This window comes from Buchnera aphidicola (Eriosoma grossulariae) (assembly GCF_964059045.1).
Classification (GTDB): domain Bacteria; phylum Pseudomonadota; class Gammaproteobacteria; order Enterobacterales; family Enterobacteriaceae; genus Buchnera_D; species Buchnera_D aphidicola_A.
Genome location: NZ_OZ060402.1, coordinates 425,166 through 440,831 on the forward strand (window position 1 = coordinate 425,166; position 15,666 = coordinate 440,831).

Genomic DNA, 15,666 nt, shown 5'->3' on the forward strand with positions numbered 1-15,666 from the left:
ATATTCCATTAATATTAAATTTAATTAAATCATCATGCATGATATTAATAATTAAACCATTTAAACTTTTCATGAAAATGTACTACTTCACCTATAATTAATAATGTAGGACTAATTAATTTTTTTGATATAGATTCTAAATTTTTTAAACAATCAATATAAATTTTTTGCTGTAAAGTCGTTCCTTGAGAAATTAAAGCAATAGGTGTATTTTTAGAAAAACCATAATTAATTAATGTTAAAAAAATTAATTTAATTTTTTTTCTAGCCATATAAATTACTATTGTAAATGATTTTTTTGATAAATTTAACCAATTTACTGAATGAATAAAATCAGATGAATAAGCATTTAAAAATAAAATATTTTGAGCATATTTTCGATGTGTTAATGGAATTCCTGCATATGCTGCAGTACCAATAGCAGCTGTAATACCTGGTACTATTTGAAAATTAGCTCCTAATTTTCTTACAACTTCTAATTCTTCCATGCCTCTTCCAAAAATAAATGAATCTCCACCTTTTAATCTAACAACTTTTTTACCTTCTTGTACTAATTTTATAATTAAATTATTGATGTCTTTTTGTTTCCAAGATAATTTTTTATCATTAACACATTTTCCTACAAAAATACATTGAGCATCAAAACGAACTAAATTTAACATATCTTTTTGTACTAAATAATCATATAATACAACATCAGCTTGTTGTAAAACTTGTAATCCTCTTAAAGTTAATAATCCAATATCACCAGGACCAGCTCCGACTATTATCAATTCTCCTAATTTTTTGGAAAATGATTTCAATTCTAAATAAAATGTTTCAATAGCTAATTTTAAATTATTATTTAAAATATGGTTAACAAATACCCCATTAAAAATTTTTTCCCAAAAATAACGACGATCTGATAATTTATGAAAATAATTTTTAACTTTATTTCTTAATTTTCCTGCTAAATTAGCGACAAGTCCTATTTTAAATGGCAAAATTCTTTCAATCTGTTCTTTGATTAATCTTGATAATACAGGAGCTTGACCACTAGAAGAAACAGCGACTACAATTGGTGAACGATTAATTATAGAAGGGAAAATAAATGAACATTTATCCAAATCATCAACTATGTTAACTAACAAATATTTTTCATTAGAATATTGAACTATATTTAGGTTTACTTCATTATTACTGATTGTCGAAATTACTAAATAAATTTTTTTTAAATATATTTTTCTAAAAATATCTTTAACCCAAATAATTTTTTTTTGTTGATGTAACAAAATAAGATTAGGAGATAAGTCAATAGATATAACTGTTATAATCGCTTTTGCTTTTAATAATAATCGAATTTTACGATCAGCAATATCACCACCTCCAACGACTAAAACAGATTTCATTTTTAAATCGATAAAAACTGGAAGATAATTCACATTTGCCTTATCAAAAATAATTAATAAATAATTTATTTATATGAATTAAATAAATACTAGAAAAATTAATATTTTACAATATATTATAAAAACAAATTTAAAGAAAAAATTAATTTAATTAACTAAATGCAAATAAAATGATAAAAATTATAAATCAATATATATTCTAATATATTTAAGATATAAAAAATGTATAAATATTTTAAAAAAATATTTTTATTTCAACATTACTTATCATGCAAACCACATTCTCTTTTTAAACCAAAAAATCTAGTTTCATCTGGTGTCATGGTTTTGTCATACTTATGAGTAGTATGCCAATCTCCAATTGATAAATACCCTTTATTCCATAATGGATGACAGGGCAAATTATTTTTGTTTATGTAATCATTAATTTGATTATTATTCCAATCTAATATTGGTAATACTTTGAATATACCATTTTGAATGGATAAATATTGTAAATGAGAACGAAATTTTGATTGATCATGTCGTAATCCTGAAAACCAAGTCATAACAGATAGTTTTTTTAATGCTTGTTGCATTGGTTTGATTTTATTAATTGTATTGTATTTTTTTAACCCTATTAAACCACCTTCCCATAATTTTCCATATCTTGTTTCTTGCCATGCTGGTGATATTTTAGAACGAAATATATTTAAATTTAAATTAAAAATATTAGTAATAATATCAATATATTTATAAGTTTCAGAAAATAAATAACCAGTATCAATTAAAATAACTGGAATATTAGGTATTTGTTGTACAATGAAATTTAAAAAAACAACTGATTGCAAACCAAAACTTGATGAAACAACAAAATTTTTAGGTAAATTTTCTAATATCCAAACAATACGTTGCTGAATATTCATTTTTTTTAATAATAAATTGTATTCCAATAAAATTTTTTTTTGATCTACATCATTGAAATGGTTTAAATCTAACAAATTAATTGTAGACATTATTTTTCCTATGATTAACTCCAAAAATCTAACATAGAATTGATAATTTTTTTTGATATATTATAACGTATGCAAAAATCACCAAATCTTTCCTTTGGATAACGTTTTTCAGACCATAATTTGATTAATTTATCTAAAATATTAAAAATTTCTGATTCATTAATATTTTCAGAATATAAACTAGCTATGCGTGTACCGATCGAATTGCCTCCTAAATATAAATTATAACGACCCAAAGATTTACCTATTAAACCAATTTCTGCCAACAATGATCTTCCACAACCATTAGGACAACCAGAAATACGAAATACTATACTTTTAGCACCTACACCATATTGATTCATAATTCTTTCAATTTTTTTTATAAAAATTAATAATACACGTTCTGATTCTGACATTGCTAATGGACAAGTCGGAAAAGCAACACACGCCATTGAACTTTTTTGTAAATTTGTTACTGATTTGATTAATCCGTAATTTAATGCTATATCTTCAATATCTTTTTTATCATTTTCATCTACTCTGGCAATAATTAAGTTTTGATTAGCAGTTAAACGAAAATCCCCGCGATGAATTTTCGCAATAGCATTCATTCCTGATTTTAACAATTGATTTTTATCATCTAATAATCTCCCTCCTGGTATAAATAATGTTAAATGCCATTTATTATCTATTCCTTTTTTCCATCCAAAATGATCTCCTCTAGTTAAAAATTTATAAGGACGAATTGATTCAAATTTTATATTCGATCTTTTTTCTACTTCATTTTTAAAATTTTTTATTCCATATTTTTGTAATGTATATCTAGTTTTAGCATTTTTTCTATTACATCGATTTCCCCAATCTCGTTGAGTAGTTACTATTGATTCAACAACAATTAATATATTTCTTAATAAAACAAATCCAAATTCTATTGACAATGATGGCCAAGTATTCTTATTCCCATGTTCAATAGATAAACCACCACCGACTAATATATTAAAACCAACTAATTGATTATCTTCTACAATTGCTATTAAATTCATATCATTAGCATGTAAATCTATATCATTATCAGGAGGAATTAATATACCAGTTTTAAATTTTCTAGGTAAATATCTTTTACTAAGAATTGGTTCATGATCTGTAGTAATTACTTTAGATTTATCTAACCAAATTTCTAAATATGCTTTAGTTTTAGGTAATAAATGATTGGATATTTTTTTTGCCCATCTATAAACTTCATCATGTAGTGTCGATTCTATTGGATTAGATGTACACAATACATTACGATTTACATCATGAGCAGTACCTAAAGAATCTAGTCCAATTTCATGTAAAATTTTATGAATCATTTTTAATTTACTTTTAAAAATACCATGTAACTGAAAAGTTTGCCGATTAGTTAACCGAATAGATCCATAAATTGTATGTAAATTTGAAAATTCATCAATTTTTAACCATTGCAAAGGTGTAATTATACCACCAGGTAATCGACATCTTAACATCATAGCATGTTTTGGTTCTAATTTTTGTTGTATTCTTTCTGCACGAATATCTCGGTCATCTTGTTGATACATGCCATGAAATCTTATTAAAGAGTAATTATCTCCTGTAAAACCATTAGTTAAATTGTCTTTTAAATCATCAGTAATACTACCTCTTAAGTAATTACTTTCTACTTTTATACGTTCAAAATCAGATAACTGCTCTATATTATTATCTTGTTTATTTTTAATATTTTTAGACATTAATAAACATCCCTTTGATATCGATTATTAATACGTAAATGCATTAAATATTCATTAGATTTATCTTTATCCATAAATCCATACTTTTCAAAAATTTTTAATAAAGTCCATTCAACATCTTTAGCCATATTAGATTTATCTCCACAAATATAAATATATGCTCCATTTGAAATCCAATCCCATACTTCTTGCCCTTTTCTCCAAATTTCATGTTGAACATAATTTTTTTGACTAGAATCTCTAGACCAGGCTAAATCAATTTTAGTTAATAAACCCATTTTATAATATCTTTGCCATTCTCTTTGATATAAAAAATCTTCCGTGAAAGTTTGATTTCCATAAAAAATCCAATTTTTTCCTTTTGATTGTAAATATTCTCTTTCTTGCATAAAAGCTCTAAATGGAGCTATTCCTGTTCCAGGACCAATCATAATAATAGAAATATCACCATCTTTAGGTAAACGAAAATGGTTATTAGACTGAATAAAAATACGAATTTTACTATCTTCTGATACTCTATATGATAAATAACTAGAAGCACCACCTTGACATAAATAATTAGATAAAAAATATTGAACTACTCCAACTGTAATATGTACTTCATCATTTAATAATTTTTGAGAAGAAGAAATAGAATAAAATCTCGGAGTTAAAGGTCTTAATAAATTAACTAATTGCAAAGCTGACAAAACTGTTGGAAAATTATTAAACATACTTAAAATAGATTGTTTTTTTAAATAAGCATTAATTTTATCTTTATCTAAAATTAATTTTTTAAAATCATTATTATTGGTTAATAAAGCATAATTTTTAATAATTTTAATTGTATTAATCGTTAATTCAAAAAAATTTTTTAAAGCAATAAATATACTCATCGATTTATTATTAACTTTAACTAATTCGTCTTTATCAATATTAAATATTGCTAAAATATTCAATACTAATTCAGGATTGTTTTCATACCATATACCCAATGAATCTCCTGGTTGATAAACAATCTTAGAATTATCAATACCAATTTCAATATGTCTGACATCTTTAATTGAATTTCTACCAGTAATTTTTTGATTGACTAATAACACTCCCTGAAATGGATTTTCTTTTGTAAATTCATTAATATTATTAATTAATGATTTGTGATTAACGATATTTGATACTGAATTATTAACAAAACTTTGTTCTTTCAATTTTATCTTTAATTCAACAATCAAATTTCTACGCCATATTTTTGCTATTTCATTATATTCAATATCTGCATCAATACGATCAATTAATCTTATACCTCCTAATTCATGTAATCTAGAATCAAAATCTTTTCCAGATTGACAAAATAAATTATAAGAAGAATCTCCTAATCCAAAAATAGAAAAAAAAAGATTATTTAATTTAGGTACTTTTTTTGACATTAAAAAATTATAAAAAGATATTGCTTCTTCTGGAGGTTCCCCTTCTCCTTGAGTAGAAGTAATAATAATTAAAAATCGTTCTTTTTGAATTTTTTTAAAAGAATAATCACATGCCTGTAATAAATTAGATTCAATATTGTTTGATTTTAAATCATTAAATAATAATTTTGATAATTGATATGCATTCCCAGTTTGAGAAGCAGATACAATAGAAACAACAGGAGGTTTTTTTTTATTTAAATCAGAATTTAAAACTATATTTTTTTCATCATGATCAATCTTACCCCAATAATAACCAGAAATCCATGCCAATTGCATTTTTGATAAACGATTAGAATCAATTTTTAAAGACGATAATATTTCTGAATTAATAGGAAATAAATGATTTGAATCATCGTAATTTGTCATTGCACTTAATATCCGCTATATAAATATGTAAAAAATAATAAAAAATTAGTTATTTAATGAAAAAAATTAAAAATATCATTTTTATAAATACTAAAAAATATTAGAATTTTAATAAATAATGTTTTAAAAATAAATAATTATTTGTATCAAAAAAAATATTTTTAAAAATATATAAAAATAATAAAATTTATAATAAATTTTGATTCAAATTTTAATTAAAATTTATATAATAGATTTCAAAAAATAAATATAATCTAAAGCTTTTCTAGGAGAAATATTTTCTGGTTCTAAGGAAATAATAAAATTTATTAAAATATTATTTTTTTGTATATCTAATTTGATAGAATTTAATTCTTTTAATTTTTTTTTTGCTCTAATAATTACATCAGAAGGTAAACCAGACATTTTTGCCACTGATAAAGAATGACTATTTTTAGAAATACCAGGCTGTATAGTATATAGAAAAACAATATCATCATTTTTTTTCAATATACTAAAAAACATATTTTGTATTGTTTTAAATTTATGTATTAATAATGTTAATTCAACATAATGAGTAGAAAATAAAGTAATTGAATTAATTTGAGTAACTAGATATTCTACACATGACCAAGCTAAAGCTAATCCATCACAATTAGAAGTACCTCTCCCAATCTCATCTATTAATACCAAACTATGATCTGTCGCATGATTTAAAATACTAGATAATTCAATCATTTCTACCATAAAAGTAGACTGACCTCTAAACAAATTATCGGCTGATCCTATTCTAGTAAATATTTTATCAAAAATACCAATTTTAGCTTTTTTGGCAGGAACAAAACTTCCTATACTAGACAAAATTACAATAAGTGCAATTTGACGCATATAAGTACTCTTTCCACCCATGTTTGGTCCGGTAATAATCATTACATTTTTTTTTTGTGATAAAAATACATCATTAGCAATAAAAGATATTTGTGAAATTTCTTCTATGACTGGATGCCTACTTTTTTCTAAAATAATTTCATTTTTTTCAGTTATCAACGGACAAACATAATTCAATTGAATAGATCTTTCTGATAAATTAGCTAATACATCTAATTCTGACAAATAAATAGCGGCAATTTGTAATTCTTTTAAATAAGGAAAAATAATATCAAATAATTCTTCATACAATACTGTTTCTAATTCAATAGCTCTAAAATCAGCTGTTAAAAATGTTTCTTGAAATTGCTGTAATTCCGAAAACGTAAATCTAGTAAAATGTTTTAAAGTTTGTTTTTTAACATAATGACTAGGTATGAATTCTAAATATTTATTACTTATTTGAACATAATAACCAATTAAACTATTAAAACTTATTTTTAAATTACTAATTCCTAATTTAACACGTTCTTGATTTTCTATATTAATTAATATGTTTTTAGCTGATTTTTTTAATTGTCTTAATTCATCTAATTTTAAGTTATATTTATCAGCTATAACATTTCCTTCACGAATACAAATAGAAGGAAATTCAGCAATAGATCTTTCTAAGATAAGAATCAAATCAGGAAATAATCCAATATATGACAATAATATATTTAAATTTTTTTCACTAATATCTGATAAAAGATTATGAATTTTAGGAATAATTCTTAATGAAATCCTTAAAGACAACCAATCATTCGGTAAAGCAGTACGTAATGAAAGTCTTGAAACAATTCTTTCCAGATCACCAATATGAATTAATAATTGTTGCAAGGGATAATAATGTTTTTGTAATACAAAAATAATTTTTTGTCTATTTTTAATAGTTAATCTATTACGAATGGGAAAATACAACCATCTTTTTAACATTCTACTACCCATTTTTGTAACTGTACGATCTAAAACAGAAAGCAAAGTATTACTATTTCCACCAGAAAGATTTTTAACCAATTCAAGATTTTTAATTGTAGTTGAATTCATGTAAATATAATCTTGATTATTTAACATTTTTATTGAACGAATATGATCAAAATGATTATAATGCATAGATTTTACATAAATGAATAAACAACCTGCTGCAGGTAATACAATACTATTATCACTGATTCCAAAACATGATAAATTTTTCTTACCAAAATGTAAATTTAATAATTTTTTTGCTAAATTCATTTCAAAATCAGAATCAGAACATTTTTTTAAATTTTTACGATGCTTAATTAAATTAATATGTAAAAAATTTTCAGGGTATAATAATTCCTGAGGATCTGTAGATTGAATTCCTGCTAATAATGCATCTTTTGTATTATATTCATAAACATAAAATCTACCAGAAGAAAGATCTAAAGTGGCATAACCAAAATTATTTTTATGTTCATATACTGCAGCTAATAAATTATCTATATTTTCAGATAAAAAATCTTCATCTGTAACAGTACCAGGTGTTATAACTTTTACAATTTTCCGTTTCATTAATCCTTTTTGTAATGATTTATTTCCTATTTGATTACAAATAACAATAGATTTACCTAATTTAACTAACTTTGATATATAGTAATTAACATTACAACAAGGAATTCCAGACATTGGAATAGTATTAATAGAAGAATATCCTCTTTTAGTTAATTTAATATTTAATAAATAAGACGATTGTATAGCATCGTCAAAAAAAAGTTCATAAAAATCACCCATCTGATAAAATAAAAACATATTTGGATATTTTTTTTTAAACACTAGATATTGTTTTATCATTGGAGTATGAAAACTATTTTTTTTTTTTTGCAAAATAATCTTGCTATTATTCTTAATTTCTTTTAAATCATTCATAAAATTATATTTAAAATAAATATTATTATTTTTTATATTATGTGTATAATAAATAATATTATATTTAAATTATAATCTAAAACAATATTAATAACATTTAATTATCAATGATAATATCATTTATATCTTAAATTAAAATAAATTAAGTAAATTATATTATTTATTCAACATCAAAAAACCAATATAATTTATATTCAAAGAAATATTATTACTAAATTTTAGAGAATAAAATTGAAAAAACTATTTATTTTTATCATAAGCATAATATTTTCATCCAATTTATTTGCACAATCTTTTATTGAAGGAGAACATTATATACGTATTCCTAAAAGAATTCATAATGTTCCTACTATTGTAGAATTTTTTTCTTTTTTTTGTACACATTGTTATCAATTGGAAAAACAATTGAATTTAAATAAAAAAATAGAAAATATATTATCTTCGAAAAATAAAATACAAATGTGTCATGTAAACTTTTTAAATAATCAATTTGATCAAATGCTAACACATATTTGGCAAATGGCTATATCTATTCATGCTGAAAAAAAGATTCTTATTCCTATATTTAAATACATTCATGAAAATACATTTGCTCTTAACAAAAACAATATCAAAAAAATATTTATTAAATATACTAATATAACAAGCAAAAAATATAATTTATTATGGAATAGTTATCAAGTACATCAATTAATTTTTAACAATCAACAATTAACTAAAAAAATTTATTTAAAATACATACCAACATTTTTAATTAATGGAAAATATATTATTAATAATGAATCATTTAATAACGTGTCTCATCATCAATTTATTACAGAATATATAAATCTTTTAAAATATTTAATACAACAAAAATAAAATAAAATGAAAAAATCATTATATCTTTAATATATAAAAATTTATATTACAATAATAAAACATATTAAATATATTTTTTATTCAAACCTTAATCAAGAATAATCCATGTCAAAAAAAAAATCTATTTTATTAATTGATGGTACATATTATTTATATCGTGCATTTTATGCTTGTCCTTGTTTAACTAATCAAAACCAGCAACCCACAGGAGCTATATATGGAATGATTAATACGTTAAAAAAAATGTTTTTTGAACATGCTACAGATAATATTATAATCGTTTTTGATTCACCAAAAAAAAATTTCAGAAAAATATTATTTCCAAAATATAAAGCTAACAGAAAACCAATGCCAGAAGAACTTCAAAAACAAATTAATCCAGTTAAAAAAATAATCAAATATTTAGGCATAAATACTTTAACTATCCCATACTACGAAGCAGATGACATTATTGGAACTTTATCTACTATTTATTCTAATGAAAGTGATTTAATTTTAATTGGCACTAATGATAAAGATTTAGGACAATTAGTCACTTCAAAGATAAAAATTATTAACAACAAGAATATTATTGGAGAAAAAGAAATTGAAGAAAAATATGGTATTAAAGCAAAATTCATACCTGATTTATTTGGTTTAATGGGTGATGTATCAGATAATATACCAGGTGTATCAGGAATTGGAAAAAAAACAGCAGTATTACTCATACAAAATTATGGATCAATAAAAAATATTTATAAAAATATAAATAATATTTCATATTTACCAATTAGAAAAGCTCAAACTATCGCATTAACACTTTTAAAAAATGAAAAAACAGCTTTTTTATCTTATAAATTATCTAAAATCAAAAAAAACATAAAAATAGATCCAAAAATAATAGATCCTAAAATCAAAAATCCAAATTTTGAGAAACTTATTCAAGTATTCGATTATTATAATTTTAACAATTGGAAAAAAAATATGAATAATTTTTTTTTTATAAATAATAAAAAAAAAAATAATAAAATTGAAAAACAAATCGAAATAATTCAAAAAAAAAATATTAATTACAATATTGACTCAATAGAAATATTAAAATATTGTATTGAAAAACTAAATACATTATCAATTTTTTCTATTCTAATAGAATTAGATAATGTTTTAGAACTATCTCCAGAAATCATCGGTCTTGGTATATCTATTATCAGTGAAGAATCGTTTTATATTGATTTTACTAAAATATCTAAAAACAATTTAAAATTAAATCCAATTGATATATTCCATAATCTCAAATCTATATTAGAAAACCCCAAAAAAATTAAAATTGGATTTAACTTGAAAAAATATTATCATGCACTAAAAAAATATAATATTGAACTAAAAGGAGCTATTTTTGATGTTATGTTAGAATCATATATCAATTATCAGTTAAAATATTATAGTTATCCTAAAAAAATTATTGAATTAAATTTACTATTGATAGAATATATAAATTCTCAAACAAAAAATAATTATACTAATGAATCTAATTTAGGGGAAAAAGCACATATTATATTTCAATTACATATTAAAATGTGGAAAAAAATAAAAACAGACAAAATAATTAAAAATTTATTTCAAAAAATTGATATACCTCTTATTCCTATACTATTTAGAATTGAACAAAATGGAGTTTTAATTAATAAAAAAATATTACAAAATCAATCTTTAATCATTACAAAACAATTATCAAAATTAATACTTAAAGCACAGCAATTAGTTGGAGAAAAATTTAATTTATCTTCTAATAAACAAATACAAAATGTTTTATTTTATAAAAAAGACAAAAATTATTCAGAAATTATTAACAAAACAAAAAAAGGAAATATATCTACTAATGAATATGTTTTAAAACAACTATCTAAAAATAATCTATTACCAAAAATAATTTTAGAATATAGAAGTTTATATAAATTAAAAACAAATTATTTTAATAAACTACCTAATATGATTAATAACAATACTGGTAGAATTCATACTTCATATTATCAAAATACTACTATAACTGGAAGATTATCGTCTCGTTATCCTAATTTACAAAATATTCCTATTAGAAAAAAAAATGGAAAAAAAATTAGAGAAGCGTTTATATCAGAAGAAAATTTTATTCTATTATCTGCTGACTACTCTCAAATTGAATTAAGAATTATGGCTCATTTATCTCAAGATACAAAATTAATCACACACTTCATAAAAAAACAAGATGTACATATTTTAACAGCTTCTAAAATATTTAATATACCTAAAAATCAAGTAACAGAAGAACAAAGAAACAATGCAAAGAAAATTAATTTTGCAATAATTTATGGTATTAGCCCATTTGGATTATCAAAACAACTTGATATAAATTATTTAGAAGCAGAAAAACATATCACATCATATTTTTCTCAGTATCCAGGAATATTATCATATATAAAAAAAACGAAAGAATGTGCTCAAATAAAAGGTTATGTGTCTACATTAACAGGTAGAAAAATATATATACCTAATATTAATTCTAAAAAAACATATTTAAAACAATCAGCTGAAAGAACAGCTATTAATGGACCAATTCAAGGAACAGCAGCAGACATAATTAAATTATCTATGATAAAAATAGATCATTATTTTAAAAAAAATTTTTTATCTGACGCAAAAATTATTATGCAAGTACATGATGAATTGATATTTGAAATTAGGGAAAAATACCTACAAAAAATTAAAAATAGAATTATGTATTTAATGGAAAATAGTTTTTTATTAGACCTTCCACTAAATGTTAATATAAAAATTGGAAAAAATTGGAATAATTTAAAAAAAATTGATTAAAATATATAAATATTAAACAGCTTATACCATAAAATAAACTATAAATATTATATTTTTAAAAATAAAATATTAATTTAATGTAAACCAACAATTTATCTTTTTTTTTAATTCATTAATTCCAATATTTTTAAAAGATGAAAATATAATCACATCAATTTTTAATCTAAATATTGATAAATATTTATTTATAAAAATTATTTTTTTTTGGATCATGTTAAAACTTAATTTATCTGCTTTAGTTAATACTATACACAATAACATTTTATTTTTATTTAATGTATTTAAAAATTTTTTGTCTAATTCTTTTATGATATAACGAATATCCATAAAAATGATCAAACCTATTAAAGAAGTACTATTTAACAAATATTTATTTATATCTATATTCCAATCAAACTTAATTTTTTTTGATACTTTTGCATATCCATATCCAGGTAGATCTACTAAACGATATCCTGGAGATATCTCAAAAAAATTAATCATTCTTGTTGTACCAGGTTTTTTACTAGTTTTAGATAAAAATTTCTGATCTGTTAAAATATTAATAACACTTGATTTTCCTACATTCGAATAACCAAGAAATGCAATTTCTTTTCCATCTTTAAAAAGATTTTTTTTTTTATATTAACCATACTAGTTAAAAAATAAGTATCTTTATAATAATTTAAAAACATATACAACCTTTCATTAAAAAATAATTTAGTAAATTAATATTTATGATTACCCAATAAAAATGTTTACATTAATAATAGAAAAATTTATAACCAATATTAATTACATTTAATAATATAGCAAATGCATAAAAACTATTTACTAATTATAGTATCATAAATATTATAAAATTATTATTAATTAAATTAATATATTTAAACATATCAATATATATATTTCATGTGAATTAATAATAATAAAAATTATAATTTTTTATGAAAAATAATCTTATGAAAATAAATCCATTTTTAAAAATCTTTGAAGATTTTTAAAAAAATAGTATAATTTTTCTAAAAAAAACCAAAATAAATCAATGATATAAAAATATTCTATATTACATACTTTAATTCTATTAAAAATAAAAATTTCTTATTTTTATTCAATTTATATCAATATTTTATATATGTTTTATAAATTTTTAAATAATTAATATTTGAGGAAAAAATTATGAATCAAAAAATAAGAAATATAGCAATTATCGCTCATGTAGATCATGGAAAAACTACATTAATTGATAAATTACTACAACAATCTGGTACTTTTGATATACATGAAACACAAACAGATAGAATTATGGATTCTAATGATTTAGAAAAAGAAAGAGGAATTACAATATTAGCTAAAAATACTGCTATTCAATGGAAAGGATATCATATAAACATTGTTGATACTCCCGGACATGCTGATTTTGGTGGTGAAGTAGAACGTGTATTATCTATGGTTGATTCTGTATTATTAGTCGTAGATGCTCTAGAAGGACCTATGCCTCAAACTCGTTTTGTAACAGAAAAAGCATTTAATTATGGAATAAATCCTATTGTAGTCATTAATAAAATTGATAGAGAAAATTCTAGACCTAATTGGGTTATTGATCAAATTTTTGATTTATTTATTAATTTGAATGCTAATGATAAACAAATTGATTTTCCTATAATTTATACTTCAGCGTTAAAAGGAATTTCTGGAAGAAATATAAATCATATGAAAAACGATATGACAGATTTATATCAAGCTATTATAGAATACGTACCTGCTCCATTAAAAAATTATAATGAAAAACTACAAATGCAAATTTCTCAATTAGATTATAATAATTATTTAGGAGTTATTGGAATTGGAAGAATCAAAAAAGGATCTATAAAACCTAATCAACAAATTAATATTACTGATAGTTATGGAAAAAATAAATTAGGTAAAATTAATCAAGTATTAACTTATATTGGATTAAAAAGAATTCCTACTGATTTAGCAATTTCAGGATCTATTGTCGCAATTACTGGAATAGAAAAAATTAGTATTTCAGATACAATTTGTGATCCTACAGAAATTAACCCATTGCCAAAATTAAGTATAGATGAACCAACCATAAAGATGTTTTTTTCAGTAAATAGTTCACCGTTTTCTGGAAAAGAAGGTAAATATATTACTTCACGTCAAATATCTGCAAGATTGCAAAAAGAATTAATCTATAATGTAGCCTTAAATATGGAAGAAACTAATAATTCTAACACATTTTGTGTATATGGAAGAGGAGAACTACATTTATCTATCTTAATTGAAAATATGCGTAGAGAAGGATTTGAATTAGAAGTATCCAGACCAAAAGTTATATTCCGTGAATTTGATGGGGAAAAACAAGAGCCATTTGAAAATATTGTGTTAGATATGGATATAAAATATCAAGGTATTGTTATGAAATTTCTAGGAGAAAGAAAAGGAGAAATGCTCAATATTACACCAATAAATAAAAATAGAATTCGTTTAGAATATACACTATCTAGTAGAGCATTAATAGGTTTTCGTAGTGAATATATTAGTATGACTTCAGGAACAGGTTTGTTTTATTCATCTTTTAGTCATTATGGAAATTTGCAAAAAAATAACATTGGACAACGTCGTAATGGAGTTTTAATCTCGAACGGTACAGGTATGGCAGTAGCTTTCGCATTATATAATTTACAAGAAAGAGGAAAATTATTTTTAAGTCATGGTGCACAAGTATATGAAGGTCAAATTATTGGTTTACATAATCGTTCTAATGATTTAACAGTCAATTGTTTAACTGGTAAAAAACTTACTAATATGAGAGCTTCTGGAACAGATGAATCAATAACATTAACACCTCATATTTGTATGACATTAGAAGATTATTTAGGATTTATTAATGATGATGAATTAGTAGAAATTACTCCTAAAAATATTCGAATTAGAAAAAAATATTTAACTGAAAATGAAAGAAAACGTCTTTTTAGAAAAAAAAATAAAGAATCATAATATAATATAATTTATATTTAAACATATTAAAATTAATATTTTGTTTTAAAAAATATAATCCTATATAAATCATAGGATTATATTAATCATTTCAATTAAAACAAACAAAAATGTAAAAATGATAAAATATAAAAATATAGTTAAAATTTTATATATATAAATTATATATATAATATCAATAATCAAAAATTTATTATAGAAATATATATATATTATATTAAATAATATCAATTTATAATTTTCTTAAATTAAATACAAATATATATTATCATCTTAAAAATCAAGATTG

General features: G+C 21.9%; 8 protein-coding genes and 1 pseudogene. 3 read left to right on the forward strand and 6 right to left on the reverse strand.

Annotation, left to right across the window (positions count from 1 at the left end; genetic code table 11):
- Positions 1-44: 44 nt before the first annotated feature.
- The 5 genes from cysG to mutS form a co-directional block, all read right to left on the reverse strand.
- Entirely contained in the window at positions 45-1,421 is a 1,377-nt protein-coding gene (gene cysG, locus AB4W51_RS01845) for a siroheme synthase CysG (RefSeq protein WP_367676437.1), read from the reverse strand.
- A 227-nt stretch (positions 1,422-1,648) separates the two neighbouring features.
- On the reverse strand, positions 1,649-2,383 hold the full coding sequence (locus tag AB4W51_RS01850; RefSeq protein ID WP_367676438.1) for a phosphoadenylyl-sulfate reductase: 735 nt from the start codon (positions 2,381-2,383) through the stop codon (positions 1,649-1,651).
- Positions 2,384-2,397: 14 nt separating this feature from the next.
- Positions 2,398-4,113: an assimilatory sulfite reductase (NADPH) hemoprotein subunit gene (gene cysI / locus AB4W51_RS01855; RefSeq protein WP_367676439.1), complete on the reverse strand. Its 1,716-nt coding sequence runs from the start codon at positions 4,111-4,113 to the stop codon at positions 2,398-2,400.
- Entirely contained in the window at positions 4,113-5,927 is a 1,815-nt protein-coding gene (locus AB4W51_RS01860) for an assimilatory sulfite reductase (NADPH) flavoprotein subunit (protein WP_367676440.1), read from the reverse strand. The genes cysI and AB4W51_RS01860 overlap by 1 nt, the downstream gene beginning before the upstream one ends.
- Positions 5,928-6,149: 222 nt before the next feature.
- A complete protein-coding gene (gene mutS, locus AB4W51_RS01865; RefSeq protein ID WP_367676441.1) occupies positions 6,150-8,702 on the reverse strand; it encodes a DNA mismatch repair protein MutS in 2,553 nt (850 codons plus the stop codon).
- Between the two features lie 231 nt (positions 8,703-8,933).
- Here mutS and AB4W51_RS01870 point away from each other — a divergent pair, with 231 nt between their 5' ends.
- Together AB4W51_RS01870 and polA are read left to right on the forward strand one after the other, a co-directional pair.
- Positions 8,934-9,563: a DsbA family protein gene (locus AB4W51_RS01870; protein ID WP_367676442.1), complete on the forward strand. Its 630-nt coding sequence runs from the start codon at positions 8,934-8,936 to the stop codon at positions 9,561-9,563.
- 105 nt (positions 9,564-9,668) lie between these two features.
- Positions 9,669-12,392 (forward strand): DNA polymerase I, encoded by a 2,724-nt coding sequence (gene polA / locus AB4W51_RS01875; protein WP_367676443.1) that lies wholly within the window; start codon positions 9,669-9,671, stop codon positions 12,390-12,392.
- 69 nt (positions 12,393-12,461) lie between these two features.
- On the opposite strand, the pseudogene yihA reads toward polA, so the two are convergent.
- Positions 12,462-12,983, reverse strand: a pseudogene (gene yihA, locus AB4W51_RS01880) (ribosome biogenesis GTP-binding protein YihA/YsxC); the annotation flags it as partial.
- A gap of 567 nt (positions 12,984-13,550) precedes the next feature.
- Between yihA and typA the strand changes: the two are divergent.
- The gene (typA, locus tag AB4W51_RS01885) at positions 13,551-15,377 is read left to right on the forward strand and encodes a translational GTPase TypA (RefSeq protein WP_367676444.1); all 1,827 of its coding nucleotides are present in this window, start codon (positions 13,551-13,553) and stop codon (positions 15,375-15,377) included.
- Positions 15,378-15,666 lie beyond the last annotated feature (289 nt).

Coding starts and splice junctions, on each gene's coding strand:
- mutS (WP_367676441.1), bottom strand. CDS start 8,702: ATGAATGATTTAAAAGAAATTAAGAATAATAGCAAGATTATTTTGCAA.
- AB4W51_RS01850 (WP_367676438.1), bottom strand. CDS start 2,383: ATGTCTACAATTAATTTGTTAGATTTAAACCATTTCAATGATGTAGAT.
- typA (WP_367676444.1), top strand. CDS start 13,551: ATGAATCAAAAAATAAGAAATATAGCAATTATCGCTCATGTAGATCAT.
- polA (WP_367676443.1), top strand. CDS start 9,669: ATGTCAAAAAAAAAATCTATTTTATTAATTGATGGTACATATTATTTA.
- AB4W51_RS01860 (WP_367676440.1), bottom strand. CDS start 5,927: ATGACAAATTACGATGATTCAAATCATTTATTTCCTATTAATTCAGAA.
- cysI (WP_367676439.1), bottom strand. CDS start 4,113: ATGTCTAAAAATATTAAAAATAAACAAGATAATAATATAGAGCAGTTA.